Source organism: Bacillus sp. WMMC1349 (assembly GCF_013155385.1).
Taxonomy (GTDB): domain Bacteria; phylum Bacillota; class Bacilli; order Bacillales; family Bacillaceae; genus Bacillus.
Map to the genome: position 1 here is coordinate 2,892,648 of NZ_JABJUQ010000007.1, position 20,098 is coordinate 2,912,745.

Below are 20,098 nucleotides of genomic sequence, written 5' to 3' on the forward strand. Positions count from 1 at the left end.
GTACAACAGAAATGACGAAATCTTTACACGGGTATTACATGGGTTATAGGTGTTATTGGAATGATAAATTCATTCAGCACTGGGTAGCCCCCACGTTACATCGGAAGATTCTCATCAATTTAAAGGATAGCTTTAAAAGGAGGATGACTAGTTCCTTTATTTTGTAATTCGGTTGGTCTTCTAAATCGTGAACTAGATTCCAATTTGAATATTAAACAGTCTTCTCTAACTTCACTAATAGAAACGTTTACCCACAAAGGAAATAGAAGTCGAGGATGAACTAACATATCAATCACTTCGTCTAACCTCAACACTCTGTTATCAATATTTTTTTCGCTCAATATTCCCAATCTCATAAAATCATCATTTGAATTGTGACTTTTCCCCTGTTCATCATTTACACACAAAGTAAACCTTATTTCCTCACACAATCGAATATTTTGTTTTAAAGTTACTTTTTCAATGGTCTTTAATAAATTGTTCCTAAAAAGCTGTTTATTCATTTGAGAAATTTTATTTTCCATGATTACTGTTTCACCTGCCATCTTCTATCTACCCAAACTTTTGTAATAAAACCTTCCTCATTGAATGTGAATTTGTACATTTCCATCCAAGTCTTGGAGGTATCAATACGAACATTTCTAAATAGACTATCGAATTGTGATGCTTCCTCCACAGTAGGTCTATAGTGACCAGAGTCATTGGAAATCCTCCTTAGTTGTCCTTGACCATCTATTTTAATTGTCCCTGCTGCTTTTACATCTTGATTATTTGCTAAAAATTGATGTTTCTTACCTATGATTAATTTTCCATTAGAATCAATAACAAAATCAAATTCAGTCTGTCCATTTTGCAGGAATAAATTTTGCTGCTTCACGTACGATTGTACTGCCAATTTCAATCATTTGCCCTTGGCAACAGTCTCAGATTGTATTTTCAGGAAGGTGGTGAATAGCTTCTACTTCAATACCATCGTGCAATGAATCATTTCTTTTTTTGCGAACTTTTCGAACAACAGTATAAGAAATCTTCTGTTGGCGTTGGCTTTGTTCTCCTGTGTGCTCAGAATTACTAAAAGACGGATCATCCTCAAATAATGATCCTTGTCCATCGGGAACATTATATTTCGATTTTTCCGTTTTAGGTCCATATAAAAGCTTGGTTAATTGACGAAGTTGTTCGTTTAAAGCATGGTTCTGCTTCAATGATTGATCTAACTTCTTCGATAGTTCTTTATTTTGTTGGGTTCATATAATCTAGTTGTTCTTTATTTTGCTGCTTCAAATGTTCTAATTGTGCTTCGAGAAGTTGTATTAATTTCTCGTTATGATTTTCATTTGTAGAGGAAATCTTCGCCACATTTTTCAACACGATTCGTTCAAATAAGTTAACCATAGTATACCATTTGAACGACAAAATGAAGATCATAATTTCAATTTAAAATACACCTTTTGGTGATTGTTGAATGGCCTTTGGTTGCTGAATGGATAGGCCTTCTAGGAGCCTGCGAAGCTCCTGCTGTGATAGATTTCGTACCTCATTTTCATCTTTAGGTCATTGTAATTTACGGTTATCCAAACGTTTATAAAGCATGGCGAAGCCATCACCATCGAAATACAAACACTTATATCGATCTTTACTCCACCCTGAAAATAGGAAAATGGAATCTCCGTATGGATCAAGTTCGAAGGAATCTTGAATCAAAGTTGCCAGCCCATCAATTCCTTTTCCCATATCTGTCTTACCACAAATAATATAAATGTTTTTCACACTTGTATAATCGTGTTTCATTGACTTTTCAACTCCTTCATAATTGTTTGGATGATGTGCTCATCTATACCGTTGAAGAAGGAAATTTCAGCGTTTGACGTTTTAATCGTAAAAGTTGGATTTAAGGAAGGTATTGCTACCTTTGTAACGGAAGTATTTTCTTTTTCGGTGTGTAAAGTTACGGGGACGATCGTTAGTTTTTGTTGGGGCATAGAAAGCACCTCCTTAAATTGATAAGTTTATCATACTAGGAGGTGCTACCTTTTTATATGCATTGTTTGAATACGGATTTACGACAGATTCGATAAGGTCATATAAACTTGATTCAAAATAAATCTAAGGAGGAATCAACCATTTCCAAACGAGTGAGAAGAAGTTTTACTAAAGAATTTAAGGAACAAATCGTTCAATTACACGCGTTTGGAAAGCAACGTGCAGAAATTATCAAAGAGTACGAGCTGACGTTGAAAGGTAGTTAAAGCTGAAGAAGCTAATCATTTAACACTATTTAATAGTATGTTAGATATCTTTATTCTACTTCTATAGTTCGTTCTATATATGGAATTCCAATATCATAAAACAGAGTTTTTTCATCCGCGTTTTCATTTACGATTATGGTATTCTCTTTTCTTTCCATTAAAACATACTCTTGACAATCCTTAATAAGATATCCTTTACTAATCTTTAATTGACAATTTCCCTTAAAGTCTTTCAAAATTTTTTTTATAAGATTCATCATTATTGTCAACCTAACATAATCATTATCAGGATATATAACACCAATTCCTAGATGCATTACTTGACAAACATTACCTTCACTTCTTTTGCTCATTTGTATAAAAACTTTGAAATAATCCGAACTAATTTCAAAACTATAAGGAGTATCTTCATCATCTACCAAAGTAACACTTTGTTCACCAATACATTTTTCTACTATATCTGTTACTTTAAATTTTAAATCTTCTATATGGCAATTAACATTTATATCTAAATAGAATTTTTTGTAAATACCATTTAAGTGTACAATCCCCAAATCTCTAAAATCACCGTCAAAGAAATAGTTATTGATAATTAATGTACCCTTCCTTCTTTCTAGTACTATTGATTCATTTTCTTCTATAAGTATAGCCCCACCCTTTGTTGCACTTAGTAATTTACCTATAAATTCCATAAATTTCACTTTTCCGCCATTATTAATATAAATCCATAAACAAAAATTAACTTTCATATGATATTCTTTAGATATATCCTTAACAAAATGTAAATTAGTACTTACAGAAAAAGACTCGCAACTAAATTCTAATGTATCTCCTTCGCCTTCTTCGCTTTCTTCTCGCCTCCAAATATTAAGTTCATTTTCTCCATCAATAATTTCTTTCATTAAGCCTAATAAAAGTGCATCTATATCCTCTCTGTTTTTTAATTGTGTATAAAAGTAATAAGATAATTCCATTATATTATTCTCCTCTCCCAAACCATCTTGTAATTTGACCATCTTTTATAACCAAAAGTTCTTTTAGCCGTCTTAAATCACCATTTGTTTTTCTTAATATCATATGCTTTAGTTCTCCAATATCACCTTTATAATTATTTACATTCAATGTAATTCTTTCAGCCTGTTTTTTACTCTTTTTGCTTATTTCATTTATAACAGTCTTTGGATTATCAGATTCAGGTGCATAACAGTCAAATGGTTCACCTTCTATTAAATAGTCAGGATTTGACGTATCCGATAGTCCGTATCCATTTCCTTTTCCACCTTCACCTTCTTTTAATGGCTTTATATCATATCCTTCCTTTTTTAATAATTTTGCTGTATCAAGTTCTGCCTGATGACCTTTTGACGTCTCTTTTGATGTAAGCATCACAATCTCATCCTCTGTAAGCTCACCACCTTTAGATAATGATGGTTCTGTTAAATTAGGATTACTAACCCCCTCAGCACCTTCCCCAACCTTCTCAACAGGCTCATGAGGTTTCTCCTCAACCTTCCGAGCATCCTTCACATCCCCGCTATGTACACCTTCCCCAACACTCTTACCACCTTGCGTTTCATTAACTTTCCCAGCGTTTTTCGCCGCATCGCTTCCTTGATCAACCTTTTGCACGGATTCAGGTGTCTCGGCTTTTGATGCTTTATTGATGCCTTTTGCATCATCAATAGCTGAACCTTTGCTTCCAATCGCTGGACCGCGCTTTCCAGCTCCAGCTGCTGCACCAGCACCAGCGCCTGTTTTGGCTGCTGCTAGATCGTTTTGGGCTTGCTGAAGCGATTCTCCAATTTTGGCTTTTGATGTTTTGTAGGCTTCTTCGAATTTGTTCGAGAAGTTTGTGCCTTTTCCGATGACGGTGCCGTCTGCTTGGACTTCCGCTTGTTGCATGACATTGTCAAGGGATTTACCGACTCGTTTTTCGACACCGTATTTGATGTCATTGATTTTATCAATGGCTTCCCATCGTTTTAATTTCAGATTGTACTTTGCAAGTTCACTGTTATCTTTAATTGATTCTACCACATTTCCCACTTTAGTTGATTTTCCGCCTATTTTCCCAGCATTACCTAGTAATTTAATTCCTTTGGCTAAACGGAGCAAAGGGATCATATCAATAACAGCGAATACACCACATTCAATTCGTTCTTGTGTACTTAGCACTCGATTGGTCAACCAGTCTTTTCCTCTAACTGCATTGGAGGCCGTTAGTCCACCATATGCGATTGAGATATAAAAACCTGCTGGTGGGCAAAAGCATGAAAGAACAATAATCCCGCCGCTGATTAGAATATCCCTCCACACTTCCTTTGCCTTTTGCTTGTCACTGATGGATTGGTACTCAAAGCCGCGTGAAGATACGATAGCTTTTGAAAAGTCAGATTGGCTTAACTCGGCATCAGGGTTTTGTTGCTTATATTGTTTATATTCTTCACTCAGCACAGCATCAAACGCTTTTGAATGAGTGAAAATATCGTTTACGTTGATTTCCTCTTTTTCCGTTTCTATTGTATCACTTTGCATACCATAACCGATAGTCGTCTTTTGTGTGACACCGATTCGGTTTTCCGTCTTGTAATTATGTAGGGACAGTCCCTCTAATTTCTCCACGAAAGCATCTAACTCAGTATAAAAAGGGGTATCAATATTGTCTGCCACTAAATCGCCGGCTTTCAAACAAAAATTGGCCAGTGTTTGATAATCATCAAACAATTGATTAATGGTTTCCTCTTTACTGAAGTGGAAAAAAGCGATGGATTTGTCACTATCTAAATCTTCAATTTTCGATGCAATGTCTGCCACGGTCTGATCCAATACTAAAAGACTGGTTTTTGCTCCGCCTAAGCCATAATTATTCGCACCTGTTAACTGATCAAGCTTCTCTTTCACATATTGCCATTCATTCGGATAATAAATTACATTTTTACCCATCGTTTCCCTCAATTCTGCTTTCCTGAACTGATTTGTTCTGCTAGTGTTTTATCTGATTTGATCATTTCTGCCAATGCATAATTAACAATTTGCTGGGCTTGAAGATAGTTATCTTGAACCTCTAGTATTTTTTCGAGAATTTTTTTGTATGATTTCATGATGTCTGCAGCTTGTCCATCTGGGTAATATTTAATTTGACTCATGGTTTTAATGTTCCGTTCTACTTCATGATGGTATGTACCATATATCTCCTGTAATATGCGGGAGATATCAAGCAATTCTTGAAACTCAACCTGGATTTCATTTGCTCCCTTTTTCCCACTCATTTGAGTGCCTCCCTTTTGCCATACACAATCTTCAATGCATCAAAAAGCCGCTTATTTAACATATGAATACTAATCCATTCATACCGTTCACGCAATGGATCAATGGCAATAAAATCTTCTCCTTTTGTGAAATACAGAGCGGATTCGTACAAACCGGTATCTGTATGATCATGTTCGGGAGCCTGTTTAAAAGTCTCTACAGCAAGAACTTCTGCTTTTTCTAAATCCATCTCAAGCACTTCCGCTCGTTCTTCCAAATTCATATTTTTCAACAAAAATGTCTGATCTTTTTCCCTTGGCTCTCTCAATAAAAATGAAACCGTGGAAATGATCGTTAAATATACTTCTCGTTTTTCTAAAAAATCAACTGTATAGGCTGTATCTGCTTCAATTTCAGTAATCACAATGATGTGTTCTTCATCATTCGGAAGAAAAGCGCACATCACATTATTAAACCGGGCATACTCGCTGCTTTTCTGATAGCATTTTAGGGCTTCTGCTAACTGAAATGCGGCATCGGTCATCTTCCCTTCTGAAGTGAGCACACCTTTTTTGATTAAACTATCCTTCGCTTTTTCAGCACAGTCAGGATCAATTAAGGCAAGCTGTTCTCGTTCTGGAAGACCGAATAAATAAGTCACCCCGACTGCTCCTGCCAAAACATAGAGCTCTGAGGCTGTTAGAGTATCTATTGTCACCTGCAAGTCGATCCCTCCCAATTCATAATCGGTTTAATGCAGTAATTTCCGAATTTGATAAAATATCGATCATACTTTGATGTAAATGGTTTAATGCAGATGTATGATCTTTCATCGCCTGTTCTACATCTTCGTGAAGTTGAAGAATGAGTTCCAAATAACATAAAAATGCATCCCGTGTTTTCCCGCTCCATTTGCCACCGTCAATTTTTGTTTTTAAATCTTTTGCCTGTTTTAGAGAGTCTGTGACTCCTTTTTCAAGAATCTTAGCGAATCTAATAGCATCAGATAATTTTGTATCTATAATGATCACCTTGTTGCCGGCTATTACTGGATCATTCGGATTTTGTTTTGAGTTTTTATATTCTTCCTCATACCTCATATACATATTGCCACTCTTAGGAGTGGAATCATCATTACCATACATGATGCAGCTCGCCTCCTTCTAGCCGTCTTTTTTTTCAGCTTTAGCTTGAGTTTTATAATGCTCCCATTTACTCATAGCTTGAGTTTTCGCTTTTTGAAGTTCATCAAGCTTACCATTATAGTAATTAATTAAAATTTGCAGCTCAACATCCTTTTTCCTACGTGTAGCTTCAAACATCCAAGAGGGAATATCCACTTCGGATAATACACCATCACAACTCTCGTAATTTATTTTTTTCGTTTTCAAAACTTCCAACTTATTTTTGAAGCCTTCTTCTTGTTCTTTTAAATCATCATATAATTCCTCGTACTCATCCCGCTTTCGTTCATTATCCGTATAACAAATACCAATATTATTTCCAATTGAATCCAGTGTCTCCCAAAATCCCATGGCAATGGCTCCTTTCAAATCAATGAAAACGATTTCCATTTAGCAAATTTAGTTTAATATTTATGAACATATTTATGTTACAGAAAGGTCCTAAAGGAATAAATAGGCGAAATGGATTGTTTTATACATAAAAAAACAAAGGTCAACAGGTCTATTGATCTACCAAATGAGTATAAAGAATCACGATCTATTAATAAGCCATTTAGTCTCAACATTTTAGACACAAAATGCTCACAGGGAATCATTTACTTGTGTTGAACTTATTAGTTGAATACAATAAATAAAGGAGTGGAAAACATAAAACTCCAAAAAGAATTCGTTTCCAATCTGGTCTGTTTCTGCAAACACATGCAAAGCCATTCAAGCAAGTGAAAGGTGTCGAAACAGTCGGAGTGTAGAATCAATGTCACATACAGTGTTGTCGATCTAGGAACAATGGCAAGGGATCGGTATCAAATACGGGAAAAAGTAAACCATAATGAAGCCGGTCCTGTTAAATGACCCAATTAAAAACGTATGTAATTCAAGCAAGTGCCGTTGTTTATTATGATGAGTTTAAAAAAATGCCGAGACTCCTGCGGGAACGATAATCCAGCAGAACGCCTGCAGAAAGCCAGGCGAATTCCCCAAATTAATTTATTCTAAAGAGAGGAGATGTTTGGCTGTGAACGAACAGAAAGGTTGTATAAAATGTGGAAGTACAGAGGCTGGTCAGAAAGAAATCGCAACGACAGGTACTGGATTGTCAAAAATGTTTGATGTTCAACATAACCGGTTTTTAGTTGTTTATTGTAAAAACTGTGGCTATTCAGAACTGTACAATAAACAATCTTCAAAGGCAGGCAATGTGATTGACTTGTTCTTTGGATGATATGATCGTCAGAAAAGGAGAATCTGTTTATGATGGACAAATACGGTTTGCACATTGCGATCTTTATTTTAGCGCTCTGTGTTCATTCCAATATCATCGTTGAAAGCCCTCTACTTCAAGAAATCATTAAGATCGGTTCTTTAATGATAATGGTTTTAGCAGTAGTTACAGCCATTTTTAAAAAAAGCAAACAATCAGTATAAAAAGCGGGGACCGTTCACTTTAACCCCCGCTTTCTACTATATTTAAAATCCACTCTTTCATATCAATCAATCGGTTATGTTTTGGAGTTGACGTTGTTCCAGTGATGATCATCGGAATCAGTGAATCTTGTTTATGCAATGCTCCATGGCTTGCACCGCCAAGATGTGTTGGTGAACCTTCACCAATAAATTCGTGACCGGGCTTGGCTGAAACAATCAAAAAATCCCCTTCATGTGAAAAACATGAACTGTGAAGCCTTGCGAGTGCATCCGGGTATTCACCATATGTGATGGTGTTCTCATTCACTGTCAAATCGAGCAGGTTGACATCCCCTTCTAGTGTCCATGATTGCTCATATTCATCAACCATGTTTCCCCCCGATTGAAATGTGAGTTCTCCAGCTTGCTTACCTGACATGACAACAATTGAACTATGATCATTTTTCCAAGAGATGATGTCTATTCGCTCATCTTTTTGTAAAGTTTCGGCAATTTTGATAAGCGGTAAAGTTTGAGGATCGAGTGAATAAATAAATGCCATTCTTTCGTTAACAGCAAGAACAATTTGATCATTGGCTGTGACACCATCTTTTAATTTTACAATTTGATATCTATCGAGAAGACCTCTTAAATCAATTAATGCTTCTGATTTATTTTGGCTGATCCATGCCTGTCCATTATCCCCTAAAACGATCCAGATATGGTTTGCTACAGCTTCTTCCCAAGAAGAGAAACGATCCAATATTTTTTGTAGATGCCCATCAACTTTTGCTACTCCTTTTACATCATGTCTTCCATGTTTATGTACATGTTGGTCAAGATCGGGAAAATAGACTAGGGCAAGAGGAGGGATTTTATTCAAATCGATCAGGTGGGCTAATTCTTTGACAGAAAAGCGATCGTTAAAGCCAAATTTCTTCCACAGTGACCGGTTGAGCGGATTGATTTTCGAAAAACCTCCATAAGAAAAAAGCTTAGGAACATTGAGTTTGACCATCTGATTCAGTCCGCTTATCCATGAGAACAGGAGGGGAACATGTAAATAGCCATCTTGATTGCCTCTATGCAAAAGCGCATTAATTGAACATGTTTCAATCCCTTTATCGTCTAACTCTTCATGAATCGTTTTTACTTGTTTACTTAAATGAGTCTGATTCAAATGGTAGAAAATATCTTGTGATGACTGCTTGATGCCTAGTTTTAGCAATTCTCTAATATGGCTTCCATAATTAATGATCCGTTTTTCCTCGGTATTGAACCAAACTAATCCAGGAATTTTGTGACGATCACAATAAACGCCTGTTAATAGTGTGCTATCTACATTCACTGACATCGTCGGAAACGGGCTGACGACCTCTGCTTCATAACGACCATGATCAAGGAGATATTTCATGGCGGGAGCCTGTCCTGTTTTCATCGCTTCTTGTAAGGGCTCATGCATAAGCGAATCAACCAACAGCATGATAACAGATCTCTTTTTAATGTCGGACATTGTTTCCTCTCCTTTCTTATCAATGAGTTTTCCCTCATTTTCCGTCGTTATGAATAATATTTGCTAATACGCTAGCTATGTCGCCTTCAGACTTTTCCTGCACATATTGCTCAACGTGCCTGTGGTAGCCGTTAAATGCTTCCTCAGATTGAAAAAAGTGCAGCAACTGCTCTTCTATCGGTTGCTCTATTCGATTTTTCAGTTCGATGATCAAGTTTTTTTTCTTTAATAATCTTAAATTCATTTCTTCTTGGCCTGGCAGTGCATGATAAATGAAAGCCGGGAGTTTTTTCTCGATTGCTTCGCTGATTGTGACACCACCCGGCTTTGTGATGATGCCTGAGGCTGTTCCGTATAATCGATTCATGTCTGACTTATTTTCAATGTAGGGAACGGCATTGATTAATGGATGATTTAAACGGTCGATATAGTTAAAAAGTTTTTCGTTTTTTCCACACAATATTTGATATTGTATTTGTCCTTTGGGGGCAAGTTCCTGAATCAGCTGAAAAATCCCCCCCACCCCCATGCTTCCTCCAGTGATTAAAATGTTATAAACCTTCCCGCTATTTCTTCCTGTTCTGACATCCATTTTGTAAGAACGATGGACAGGAATTCCCGTGAGAAAGATACTTCGATCAGCAACGCCCTCGGAGATCAACTGTTCCTTTATTTCTAGGCTTGGTGCAAAATGATAATCAATATGTTCTCTTCCCCAAATTCGATTAACAAAAAAGTCAGTGTAAACATTCACCACTTTCAATTTTGGAAATTGGGTTTTTAATTGATTAAGCAAATAAGAAGGCAATGCATGTGTGCAAAAGACAGCATCTGGTTTTTTCTCTTTTAAAATCTGTTTCATCCCATTTAAAAACATGACCTCATACATAAAATGACGTTTTTTCGTGTGATGATGACCACAAGCTAAAAACGAATATAAAGAACTGTAAACTTTAGGTAAGTATTGAATCCATTTTAAATAGGCGGCAGAAGATAATTGTTCAAGCCGTTGATAATGATGAGAAAAAATGTCAATTTTTTCGCAGTGATGTGATTGTTGAATCAACTCTGTTTGCAGTGAATCAGCTACATGATGATGTCCGGTTGAAATACTTAGAAAAGGAAGTATCAGAATCGTCGCCATCTCCATCCCCCACTCTAAAATGAAATTGATTACCAACTATATTTTTTAAATATCCAAGACAAAATATGAGTGTATTTTCGAAAGAAAAGGAAGGTGACATTTTGAACAGATTTTTTCTAACGATTTGGCATTTGATTGATCCATTTTATTATTTTTTTTCAAGACTGACATTTATTGATTGTCGTCGAAAAAGTATCTTCCGTGTCCGGTTAACAAAGTATAAAGGTATCGATGTCATGCTAAGTGATGGAACCACCATTAAAAAGAATGATGTTCTCATCAAAATTCATCTTCACAATGTTAAATTGATCAGAGAGTTTCAAAATATTGAGAGTGCCGTAAGAAGAGGAGTTCTTATTTACCAAAAAGTATTATCTTCAATGCCCACATTGGCAGAGTATGTAAGTAACCACCAGAAAGCGGAACAAATTAAGGGAATAATCGGAATTACGACGCTTCATAAAGGTATAGATAGACTTGGTTTCGAAGCAGTTCAGCCCGCAAATCGCTTCTACAAATGTTTTAAAAAAATGACACAATTACCCATTTTATTTTTAACAACAAGACCATTTTCCTTTCGCAACATTCCTCCCTCCCAATATTTATTTATTTCAAAAGAAAAGCTATTTGATTCTTATTTACACCAAAAAAACTAAAAAAAGAACTGCACCCGGTGCAGTTCTACTATGAAATATGATGGAATGTTACTTCAGGGCGGCTGCCTATACGGATGTTGGCGCCTGTCTGACCTAAACCTTCACTAATATAAAAAGGTTTGTCATGGTGATAATGCAGACCCTTAATCATATTCATTCGCACAAGCTTTCCCATCTTCACAAGGTGATAAGGCTTCGGCCAATGAATTTGTCCGCCATGAAAATGTCCTGACAGAAGGTAATCAAAGTGATAATCTTTCATATGAAGCACGACATTCGGGTCATGTGTCAAGACGAGATTATAGCCATCCTGTAATCCTTGATAAGATTCAGCTACTTGACTTCGTTTCGTACTATAATCATCAATTCCAATAATATTGAGGGTCTCATTTTCCATTTGAATAGAAACATGTTGATTTTGAAGTGTAATACAACCGTTTTCCTCTAAAACATTTTTTAGTTTTTGAAAGTTGGCACCTTTTAGTACATAGTCATGGTTTCCAAATACAGCATACATTCCATATGTTGGCTTCAGCTCCTGCAAAGCCTTCAAATACTTGATAAGCTTTGGAATACTTCTTTTTCGATCCAGAAAATCTCCTGTTAAGGCAATAAGATCAATTTGTTTTTTATTTGCTAGTTCCAGAATTTGTTCTGGTGAAATTGAAATATTCTCTAAATGAAGGTCTGATAGATGAAGGATATTGAGTTTCTTTGGGAATGTTTTGGCATTTGTGCGAGCAACAGAAATTGTGTTTACTTTTACGTCTTTTGTATTGTGATTCGCTTTATATATCATCGGGATTAAACTTACAATCAATAATCCAATTAATATCATAAACATTTTATATCTCCTCCCCTTTTATAGTATAGTAAGCTGATCAATTGTTTAATAGTGGGAAATAATAGAAGATAATATAAAAAACCGATTTCACGTTTTGAAATCGGCTTTTGTTATGTTTAATTGGCTATAAAACCCTAATTTTACAGAAAAAATATCACTAAGATCATCCCTAAAATAATCCGATAAATAGCAAACGGTACAAGTTTGATTCTATTAATCAATTTAAGGAAGAAACGAACGACAAACAGGGCAACAATGAAAGCACTGATAAACCCGGCAATGAAAAATGGTAAAAGATCTGAGCTAAGGAATTCCCAGTTTTTGAGCAGTGAAAGAAAGCTTGCTCCCATCATAATCGGTATTGCCATAATAAAAGTAAAATCAGCAGAAGCTCTATGGTTTAAGCCGAGCATGACACCACCGGAAATCGTCGATCCTGAACGAGAGAAACCAGGCCATAGTGCAAGGCATTGGAACAATCCCATTCCCAGTGCCTGTTTATATGTGATCTTGTCAACTGAGTCTGTTGTTTGTTTTCTTTTATTGATCCAGTCCGCAACAAGCATGAGAATTGCTCCGGCAATCAAACCGATCGCAACTGTATGAACGGAAAATAGGTGTTCATCAATATAGTCTTCGAATAAAAATCCTAAAACCGCTGCCGGTACTAGTCCAACCGCAATTTGAGCAAGCGATAATCTACTTCCTTGTTTTTGAGTTTCAGTGATGTTTTTCTTCATGCCAAGTAAATTAAGAATTCGATCTTTGAAGACAATGGCAACAGCAAGTATCGAGCCAAGCTGAATGACTACTTTAAAAGTATTAGCCGCTTCAGGTGTGAGCAGCTCTTTCGATTTCAATAAAAGATCGTCAACAATGATCATATGCCCTGTAGAAGACACAGGTGCATATTCTGTTAATCCTTCCACAATCCCTAAAATAATTGCAACAATAATATCCATAAGTTCTTCCCTTTCTATCAGCACATGTTTTGTGTGCTTCTCATGACTTGTCCTCTATTAGCATGTATATTGGTTGTAGAGGTTGTTTATGTCAATAACATCATACCTGTTCTTCATCTGTTTTTTGATAAAGGGTTGAGCGTTGTCTAAATGCTTCAAATACATGTGTAACGATAACTTTGATGACAGCGTATCCGGGAATTGCAACAATAACACCGACTACACCGAACAGTTTAGCTGATGTTAGTAAAACAAATATAATCGTAACCGGATGAATATGCAAATTTTTTCCCATAATTTGCGGTGATATAAATTTTCCTTCAATTAGCTGAACAACGGTCCAAACAATAATCAGTTTAATGAGCATAAACGGAGATGTAACCAAAGCAATAATGATTGCTGGCGTAATCGCGATTGTCGGTCCTAAATAAGGAACAATGCTCGTACATGCAGCTACAAGTGCTAAAAGAGAGGCATAATTAAGACCGATAATTAAATAGCCGATGAATAAAAGGCAGCCGATGCAAAAACTGACAATGATTTGTCCCCTAATGTAGGAACTTAAACGGTGATTCATTTCCGCCATTACCTCATAAGTCGGCTCCCGTAAACGTGTCGGAACATACTTTAAAATAAATAACGGCAGCTTTTTGCCATCTTTTAATAAATAAAACAAAATAAAAGGAACTGTTACAATCGAAATAAAAACTTCTGTCACCGCTCCGATAAAAGTTCCCACACCAGTAAATGTACTATTTAAGATCGTACTTGCCTGATCTGATAATTTACTCGCTAAATCTGTTAAATTTATATTTAATGTCTGTTGAACCTGGTTAAAGAACTTGCTACCGATCATTTGTTTAATTTGGTCTTCGACAATATGAACATATATTGGAAAATTATCAACAAGGCTCATAATCTGTTGCCGCAATACTGGAATAACAGAGACGATTGAAATGGTGATCAAACCGATAATGATGATATAAAGTAAAAGAATGGAGTAAATCCTTTTCACTTTTTTTCTTTCTAAAAAATCCACCACAGGATTTAACAAATAATAAACAACACCTGTTAATATAAGCGGTAAGGCAATGGTTTCGATTAGAACAATAATCGGAGTAAAAATAAACGATGCTTGCATCAAAACTAAAATGTTAAGTCCAACAAGCAGCAGGATTAGCAAAAACAACACAAATTTATTGTCTAAAAAAAACTTTTTAAACCTCCCGCCCCACATATGTAAAGAGTTCATCGCGATCCTCCATAAGCTTTTTAATAAATTGTACACTATTCTTTGTGTGCTGAAAAATATTTCACTTTTTATCATATTTTGATTCGATATAATCGATATAAAAGGAGTGATAAGATGATACGATTCGGCGTAATTGGAACCAATTGGATCACAGATCGATTTTTAGAAGCTGCCAATATGAACGAGGATTTTCAGTTAACTGCTATTTATTCAAGAACAAAAGAACGTGGACAAGCGTTTGCACAAAAATATCATGTGACATCTGTTTTTACTAGTCTGGAAGACATGGCAAAAAGCTCTGTCATTGACGCTGTCTATATTGCAAGCCCTAACGCTTTCCACAAAGAGCATGCGATCATGATGATGGAAAACGGAAAACATGTGTTGTGTGAAAAACCCCTGGCATCAAATGTGAAAGAAGTAAAACAGATGGTGAAAACGGCTCAACTTCATCAAGTGACATTGATGGAAGCAATGAAAACGACATTTCTTCCAAATTTCCGAAATATACTGGATCATTTACCGAAGATCGGAAAGATTCGCAAGTTCACTGCTAGTTATTGTCAATATTCTTCCCGCTATGATGCCTATAAAAATGGAACTGTTTTAAATGCTTTTAACCCTGCTTTTTCAAATGGCTCTCTCATGGATATTGGTGTTTATTGCATTTATCCGGCGGTTGTCTTGTTCGGTAAACCGCTTGAAGTGAAAGGAAATGGTCTCATTCTTGATTCTGGTGCAGATGGAGCAGGGACGGTACTTTTACAATATCAAGATCATGAAGTTGTCTTGATGCACTCAAAAATTTCAAATTCCTACATACCAGCTGAAATTCAAGGAGAAGACGGTTCTATCGTCATTGACAAAATTCATCGTCCTGAAAAGGTTGTCATTCATGGTCATGATGGGAGTGTTGAAGATATAACGATTTCTGACAAAAAGCCGGCTATGTTTTATGAAATAACAGAATTCATCAACTTAATCAAACAGAACCGGATTGAATCTCAATTGAATACTTTTGAATGTTCTCTAACAGTCTTGGCAATTATGGATGAAGTTCGAAAACAAATCGGTCTTGTTTTCCCTGCCGATCTGAAATAGTCTGACTTTAAAATACGATTTTCCTGCTTTTTCATTTTATCCTCTTCATATCCAACAAAGAAAGGGGCATCCATTAGTCAAAAAATGACTGATTGGACACCCCTTTAAAAAATGGGTCAAACTGATACCTGTTTAGTCTATCTTAAATTTTTTCGTTAAGTCTCGCAGTTCTTCTGCCATTTGTTCAAGTGTTGAAGCAGATGAACTGATTTCTTCCATTGAAGCCAGCTGTTCTTCTGCTGAAGCGGCAATGTCCTGGATGCTGGCAGAACTCTCTTTAGAGATGTCAGAGATCTCTTCGATCGCTCCTGATACTTCTTGGGAGCCGCCTGATAACTGTTCAACAGTGACATTCATCGTTTGCAGTTTGCCAGCAATCTCATTTGTCATTTCATGAATGTGTTTAAAGCTTGCTTCAGTTTCTCCGGTAATCTTCAGCCCTGATTGGACCTCATGGTTAACTGATTGGAACATATTGAGAGAATGTTCAATTTCTTTTACAATATCTTGAATCAAGGTTTCGATTTCTTTAGCTGAATCTGCTGATTGTGCAGCTAGTTTCCGCACCTCTTCAGCGACAACTGAGAAACCTCTTCCAGATTCTCCGGCACGTGCTGCTTCGATCGCGGCATTTAATGCTAGCAAATTCGTTTGATCGGCGATTCCGTTAATGACGCGCAAAATGGCTGTAATATCTTTAGATTTAGCTTCAAGCCCTTTTACAACACCTTCAGCTTGTTTCACTGACTGATCAATTGAATTCATCTGACCAACCGTTTTTTGGACAAGCTCTCCACCTGTTTCGGCAACTTTTGTGGATTGAACAGACGATTCTGTGATCGATTCTGAAACAGTACTCATTTCCCGTAACATCCCATTCATTTGACCGAGTTGCTGCGAACTTGTTTCAACTTTTTCGCCCTGACCTTCAACACCATTTGAAAATTGTTCAATTGCTAATGTGATATGTTCTGTAGCCTTACTTGTCTGATCAGCGCTTGCTGTCAGTTCTTCAGAAGATGACGCCACATTCGCCACTGACTCCTGGATTGTACCGATCAATGTCCGAAGTGATTCAGCCATGTCGTTAAAGCTTGTAGCGAGCTGACCGATTTCATCTTTAGAACGGACTTCGATTTTTTGGGTGAGATCACCATTACTGATTTGTTTTGCTGAAATGACAAGCTGATTTAAAGGTTTGCTGATTCCTCGGATGATAAAGTAGATCAGAATACTGCCCAGTAACATCGCTCCAATGAATACGTAGACGGCCATATGGAGAGCTGGTTTGGCAGCATCGGCAATTTCGTCGGTAAACATAGTTCCAGCAATTTTCCAACCGGTCAATTTGTTTGTCGCAAACTCCATTTGCTTGTTCTTGCCTTCGAAATTGTACTTAATCTCACCGTTTTGTTTGCTGTACATCTCATCGACAAATTCACCCTCTACATCAGTACCGCCTTTCTTTGACTGATGGGCGATGTATTTCTTACCAGAGCTTGCAATTAACGTAAATCCATTTTCTCCAATTTTGACTTTATTTGATGCTTCAATCAGTTCTTTAATATTAACATCGAGTGCCACAACACCAGATCCATCTTGGTTTGCTTTGGCAACTGTGATCACCATAGAATCTGTTCCCTCAGACTCATAAGGTTCTGTCACAATGACTTGACCTTTTTTCGCAACGGCTTCTTTATACCAATCTCTTTCAACAGGATCATAATCATCAGGCATTTCTACATAAGGGTATTGGACAAACACGCTGTCTTTTGACCCGGAATAAATGGCTTCAACATCTTTATTTTGTTTTGCATATTGTTCAAATTTCTTGACCAAAGCCTGCTGTGCCTTACCTTTAAAGGCTTTTTCGTTAACGTCTTCACTAAAATAATTTACTGTTTCCGATTTTTTTTCAATGCTTTGATCGATCATTTCATTCAATTGATTGACACTGTTTTTTGCGCTCCTCATAATTTCTTCTTCAAGCGATTGGCTCGCTGTATAATATGAGCTTAATGCAAGCACTAAAATAGGAACAATTAAAATAAGAAAAAATGATATTAGTAATTTTTTCGAAATAGAGGAGCGTCTAAACCAAACCAACAATTTGTTCATTTTTTTATAACCTCTTTTCTCTTAGCCTCACTGCTAATATCGGAAACTTCATTTATTTCTAAACAAAAAAAAGGAAAAAATCATTTCCAATTCATTTGCAAGTTGTTGTTTTCCCCACCCAAGCTTTAGGCATATCTTAGCTAAAAAGGAGGATTGTTATGATTGATATTTCCGGATATTGGCTTCGTCCTGAGGACACCGAGAAACTAAACATCAGTCAGATACAGAAAAACATGGTGAAACTCATGCTTTCAATGCCTACCAAATATGACTACAGCACGGTTTCTGAACTGTTATTTGAACTTAACTATAGGGAAAATACCGTCAAATCAGCTCAAGAGCTGATTCATAGTAGAGCAAAGTTTGCCCCTTTTTCAAAAACATATGGGAATCAAGAATATTGGCGGGTATCTCCTGAGGGAGCGTTAGAATTGAAGTACAGAGCTCCCGCCTCCAAAGCGATTCTTGATATTTTTGGAAGCGGCTCTCTTTATGCATTTGAATGCGCAACAGCGATTGTCATTATTTTTTATAAAGCTTTGATTGAAACGATTGGAGAGCAAAGGTTCGACAAACTCTACCAAACCATTATTTTATATGATTGGCATTATGAAAAGCTCCCAATCTATACGGAACACGGAAATGATTTTTTACCTGGGGACTGTCTATATTTTAAAAATCCAGAGTTTGATCCAGAAAAACCGCAATGGCGCGGGGAAAATGTCATTAACTTAGGTCACAATTTATATGCTGGGCACGGTCTAGGTATCCTAAGCGCAGAAGAGATTATTGAAGATTTGAATAGATACAGAAAAGCGAATGCCCAAGTGTCTGCCTATCTACTGTCACAAATCACCCGAATCGATTTTCCGACTTTATACGAATTTGTTAAATAACTGTTCAGGGATCAATTGTTCAAACAGTTGTTTTACTGTTGTTTCACGGACCGCTGCTCTTACTCCTTGTCCACACCACAGAGACAGGTTGTCTGGTTTTTTTTCAAGCTGGGCCTTTTTTCTCATCGATTTTGTTAATGTGTTCTGATATGGATATGGCAGTGTGTCTTGTTCGTCGTTTTGCCTATCTTTCATCCACTGGTTGACAATGCCTCTGGCTGGTTTTCCAGAAAACAGTTTGGTCAGCCTTGTATCCGTTTCAGTTGCTTCCAGCAGTTTTTGCTTATATAGAGGAGATGCACCGCTTTCCTTACAAGTCAAAAAAGCCGTGCCTAATTGAACACCTTCTGCTCCAAGCGCAAAAGCTGCTTTTACACCTCTTTTGTCAAAAATCCCCCCGGCAGCAATAACAGGAATGGTTACATGATCGGTCACTTGCGGAATCAATGCCATTAATCCGACAGATCCCTCTCCCTTTGTCGGTAAAAAAGCCCCCCGATGGCCGCCGGCTTCACTTCCTTGGACAACGATAAAATCCATTCCTCTTTCTTCTAATAATATCGCTTCTTCAACCGACACTGCTGTTCCAATTAAATAGCAATTCCGTTCTTTCAGCTTCTTAACTGCATCAAGAGGAGGGAGACCAAATGTAAATGAACAAACATTAAGATTGGCTGTGAGGATGATATCAATTTTTTCATAAAAATCGGACCAATCCTCTTTTTCAGTCGACATAGGTGCAAGCGGCTCTGAGAGCGGAAGTTTTTTCTGCCAAGCAGCAAGTTGTTCGTCACTAACTGTTTCTCGCTTTTCTGGAATAAACAGATTGACTTGGAATGGCGCTTCTGTCCGTTTTTTCGTCTCCTCAATCTGTTTTTTCAGCTCCTCTGGTGTTAAGTATCCTGAAGCAAGTCCGCCGAGACCGCCCTGATTGGAAACAGCGGCAGCAAGCTGAGGTGTAGCCATTCCGCCTGCCATTGGCGCCTGTACGACAGGTTTTGATAGTGAGAGGCGTTCCATTAGCATGTTCATGCTCCATTTCTCCTTTCTTCAGGCAATGATTTTAAAGTAACAAGTCCGCTGTCTTGGACCATCGAATTCACAAAAATAAACCCCTTGCCACGTTCCTAAGACAAGCTTGCCATCTTCAATGATAATATGTTGTGACACTCCTACTGTACTCGCTTTCAAATGGGCTGCTGTATTTCCTTCCAGATGGCGATCAAGCGAATGCTCCCATGGATACACTTCATCAAACCTTCTCAACATATCTCGTTTGACATCAGGATCAGCGTTTTCATTGATTGTAATCCCAGCCGTTGTATGCGGACAATAAATGATGACCGCACCGTTTAAAACTTTTTGCCTGCTGACAAATTGTTGGACTTCATCTGTGATCTCCACCATTTCATCATGATGGTTCGTCTGAATATTTATTTTTTTCAACATGTACTCCTGCTCCTTTCTCCATGCTTAATTCGTCAAAAAACGCTGATTTCCTATCTACCGTTCGATTTAAAAACACC

Annotated in this window: 24 protein-coding genes and 3 pseudogenes; 7 read left to right on the top strand and 20 right to left on the bottom strand. The window is 37.0% G+C overall.

Features of this window, described 5'->3' with window-relative positions; genetic code table 11:
- Positions 1-119 precede the first annotated feature (119 nt).
- From HOO54_RS17245 to HOO54_RS17265, 5 genes and pseudogenes are all read right to left on the bottom strand, one after another.
- Positions 120-545 carry a hypothetical protein gene (locus tag HOO54_RS17245; RefSeq protein ID WP_172292307.1) on the bottom strand — a complete coding sequence of 142 codons (426 nt, stop codon included), beginning with the start codon at positions 543-545 and terminating at the stop codon, positions 120-122.
- Positions 527-877 (bottom strand): hypothetical protein, encoded by a 351-nt coding sequence (locus tag HOO54_RS17250; protein ID WP_172297394.1) that lies wholly within the window; start codon positions 875-877, stop codon positions 527-529. Before HOO54_RS17250 ends, HOO54_RS17245 begins: the two co-directional genes overlap by 19 nt.
- Positions 849-1,359, bottom strand: a pseudogene (locus HOO54_RS25400) (IS66 family transposase); the annotation flags it as partial. The gene HOO54_RS17250 and the pseudogene HOO54_RS25400, both read right to left, overlap by 29 nt.
- 195 nt (positions 1,360-1,554) lie before the next feature.
- A complete protein-coding gene (tnpB, locus tag HOO54_RS17260) occupies positions 1,555-1,791 on the bottom strand; it encodes an IS66 family insertion sequence element accessory protein TnpB (protein WP_172297396.1) in 237 nt (78 codons plus the stop codon).
- The gene (locus tag HOO54_RS17265; protein WP_172297398.1) at positions 1,788-1,982 is read right to left on the bottom strand and encodes a hypothetical protein; all 195 of its coding nucleotides are present in this window, start codon (positions 1,980-1,982) and stop codon (positions 1,788-1,790) included. The genes tnpB and HOO54_RS17265 overlap by 4 nt, the downstream gene beginning before the upstream one ends.
- A gap of 141 nt (positions 1,983-2,123) precedes the next feature.
- On the opposite strand from HOO54_RS17265, the pseudogene HOO54_RS24955 reads away from it, so the two are divergent.
- Positions 2,124-2,234: pseudogene (locus tag HOO54_RS24955) on the top strand (IS3-like element IS655 family transposase); the annotation flags it as partial.
- 65 nt (positions 2,235-2,299) lie between these two features.
- On the opposite strand, the gene HOO54_RS17270 reads toward HOO54_RS24955, so the two are convergent.
- Genes HOO54_RS17270 through HOO54_RS17295 form a run of 6 tightly spaced genes read right to left on the bottom strand, consistent with a single transcriptional unit; the run spans position 2,300 to position 7,033 of the window.
- The gene (locus tag HOO54_RS17270; protein ID WP_172297400.1) at positions 2,300-3,223 is read right to left on the bottom strand and encodes a hypothetical protein; all 924 of its coding nucleotides are present in this window, start codon (positions 3,221-3,223) and stop codon (positions 2,300-2,302) included.
- Positions 3,224-3,227: 4 nt separating this feature from the next.
- Positions 3,228-5,192 (bottom strand): CdiA C-terminal domain-containing protein, encoded by a 1,965-nt coding sequence (locus tag HOO54_RS17275; protein ID WP_172297402.1) that lies wholly within the window; start codon positions 5,190-5,192, stop codon positions 3,228-3,230.
- An 8-nt stretch (positions 5,193-5,200) separates the two neighbouring features.
- Positions 5,201-5,518, bottom strand: a complete 318-nt coding sequence (locus HOO54_RS17280; protein ID WP_172297404.1) for a hypothetical protein — start codon at positions 5,516-5,518, stop codon at positions 5,201-5,203.
- On the bottom strand, positions 5,515-6,216 hold the full coding sequence (locus tag HOO54_RS17285; RefSeq protein ID WP_309244912.1) for a DUF5081 family protein: 702 nt from the start codon (positions 6,214-6,216) through the stop codon (positions 5,515-5,517). The genes HOO54_RS17280 and HOO54_RS17285 overlap by 4 nt, the downstream gene beginning before the upstream one ends.
- 22 nt (positions 6,217-6,238) lie before the next feature.
- Positions 6,239-6,643: a WXG100 family type VII secretion target gene (locus tag HOO54_RS17290; protein WP_253907703.1), complete on the bottom strand. Its 405-nt coding sequence runs from the start codon at positions 6,641-6,643 to the stop codon at positions 6,239-6,241.
- A gap of 18 nt (positions 6,644-6,661) precedes the next feature.
- Positions 6,662-7,033 carry a hypothetical protein gene (locus HOO54_RS17295; RefSeq protein ID WP_172297408.1) on the bottom strand — a complete coding sequence of 124 codons (372 nt, stop codon included), beginning with the start codon at positions 7,031-7,033 and terminating at the stop codon, positions 6,662-6,664.
- Positions 7,034-7,408: 375 nt separating this feature from the next.
- Between HOO54_RS17295 and HOO54_RS24795 the strand changes: the two genes are divergently transcribed.
- The 3 genes from HOO54_RS24795 to HOO54_RS17305 all read left to right on the top strand — a co-directional run bounded on the left by HOO54_RS24795 (position 7,409) and on the right by HOO54_RS17305 (position 8,107).
- On the top strand, positions 7,409-7,534 hold the full coding sequence (locus tag HOO54_RS24795; RefSeq protein WP_301539291.1) for a hypothetical protein: 126 nt from the start codon (positions 7,409-7,411) through the stop codon (positions 7,532-7,534).
- Between the two features lie 163 nt (positions 7,535-7,697).
- Positions 7,698-7,904, top strand: coding sequence for a zinc ribbon domain-containing protein (locus tag HOO54_RS17300; RefSeq protein ID WP_172297410.1), 207 nt, complete (start codon positions 7,698-7,700; stop codon positions 7,902-7,904).
- Positions 7,905-7,933: 29 nt separating this feature from the next.
- A complete protein-coding gene (locus tag HOO54_RS17305) occupies positions 7,934-8,107 on the top strand; it encodes a hypothetical protein (protein WP_172297412.1) in 174 nt (57 codons plus the stop codon).
- Between the two features lie 19 nt (positions 8,108-8,126).
- On the opposite strand, the gene HOO54_RS17310 is transcribed toward HOO54_RS17305, so the two are convergent.
- Positions 8,127-9,599: an alkaline phosphatase family protein gene (locus tag HOO54_RS17310; protein WP_172297414.1), complete on the bottom strand. Its 1,473-nt coding sequence runs from the start codon at positions 9,597-9,599 to the stop codon at positions 8,127-8,129.
- 34 nt (positions 9,600-9,633) lie between these two features.
- Positions 9,634-10,743 carry an MGDG synthase family glycosyltransferase gene (locus HOO54_RS17315; protein WP_172297416.1) on the bottom strand — a complete coding sequence of 370 codons (1,110 nt, stop codon included), beginning with the start codon at positions 10,741-10,743 and terminating at the stop codon, positions 9,634-9,636.
- 101 nt (positions 10,744-10,844) lie between these two features.
- Here HOO54_RS17315 and HOO54_RS17320 point away from each other — a divergent pair, with 101 nt between their 5' ends.
- On the top strand, positions 10,845-11,399 hold the full coding sequence (locus HOO54_RS17320; RefSeq protein WP_172297418.1) for a YkoP family protein: 555 nt from the start codon (positions 10,845-10,847) through the stop codon (positions 11,397-11,399).
- Positions 11,400-11,427: 28 nt separating this feature from the next.
- Here HOO54_RS17320 and HOO54_RS17325 read toward each other — a convergent pair whose 3' ends face one another.
- The 3 genes from HOO54_RS17325 to HOO54_RS17335 form a co-directional block, all read right to left on the bottom strand.
- Positions 11,428-12,243 carry a metallophosphoesterase gene (locus tag HOO54_RS17325; protein ID WP_172297420.1) on the bottom strand — a complete coding sequence of 272 codons (816 nt, stop codon included), beginning with the start codon at positions 12,241-12,243 and terminating at the stop codon, positions 11,428-11,430.
- A 140-nt stretch (positions 12,244-12,383) separates the two neighbouring features.
- Positions 12,384-13,205, bottom strand: a complete 822-nt coding sequence (locus HOO54_RS17330; protein WP_172297422.1) for an undecaprenyl-diphosphate phosphatase — start codon at positions 13,203-13,205, stop codon at positions 12,384-12,386.
- A 100-nt stretch (positions 13,206-13,305) separates the two neighbouring features.
- The gene (locus tag HOO54_RS17335; RefSeq protein ID WP_172297424.1) at positions 13,306-14,457 is read right to left on the bottom strand and encodes an AI-2E family transporter; all 1,152 of its coding nucleotides are present in this window, start codon (positions 14,455-14,457) and stop codon (positions 13,306-13,308) included.
- A 114-nt stretch (positions 14,458-14,571) separates the two neighbouring features.
- Between HOO54_RS17335 and HOO54_RS17340 the strand changes: the two genes are divergently transcribed.
- A complete protein-coding gene (locus HOO54_RS17340) occupies positions 14,572-15,558 on the top strand; it encodes a Gfo/Idh/MocA family protein (protein ID WP_172297426.1) in 987 nt (328 codons plus the stop codon).
- Between the two features lie 132 nt (positions 15,559-15,690).
- Here HOO54_RS17340 and HOO54_RS25225 read toward each other — a convergent pair whose 3' ends face one another.
- Both HOO54_RS25225 and HOO54_RS25230 read right to left on the bottom strand, forming a co-directional pair.
- Positions 15,691-16,641, bottom strand: a complete 951-nt coding sequence (locus HOO54_RS25225) for a methyl-accepting chemotaxis protein (RefSeq protein ID WP_375335843.1) — start codon at positions 16,639-16,641, stop codon at positions 15,691-15,693.
- Positions 16,636-17,676 (bottom strand): annotated as a pseudogene (locus tag HOO54_RS25230) (cache domain-containing protein); the annotation flags it as partial. The pseudogene HOO54_RS25230 and the gene HOO54_RS25225, both read right to left, overlap by 6 nt.
- Before the next feature lie 158 nt (positions 17,677-17,834).
- On the opposite strand from HOO54_RS25230, the gene HOO54_RS17350 reads away from it, so the two are divergent.
- On the top strand, positions 17,835-18,572 hold the full coding sequence (locus tag HOO54_RS17350) for a protein-glutamine gamma-glutamyltransferase (RefSeq protein WP_172297430.1): 738 nt from the start codon (positions 17,835-17,837) through the stop codon (positions 18,570-18,572).
- On the opposite strand, the gene HOO54_RS17355 is transcribed toward HOO54_RS17350, so the two are convergent.
- Both HOO54_RS17355 and HOO54_RS17360 read right to left on the bottom strand, forming a co-directional pair.
- Positions 18,552-19,604, bottom strand: coding sequence for a nitronate monooxygenase (locus tag HOO54_RS17355; protein WP_172297432.1), 1,053 nt, complete (start codon positions 19,602-19,604; stop codon positions 18,552-18,554). The two genes, HOO54_RS17350 and HOO54_RS17355, sit on opposite strands and share 21 nt — an antisense overlap.
- Before the next feature lie 18 nt (positions 19,605-19,622).
- Positions 19,623-20,021 (bottom strand): secondary thiamine-phosphate synthase enzyme YjbQ, encoded by a 399-nt coding sequence (locus HOO54_RS17360; RefSeq protein WP_172297434.1) that lies wholly within the window; start codon positions 20,019-20,021, stop codon positions 19,623-19,625.
- Positions 20,022-20,098 lie beyond the last annotated feature (77 nt).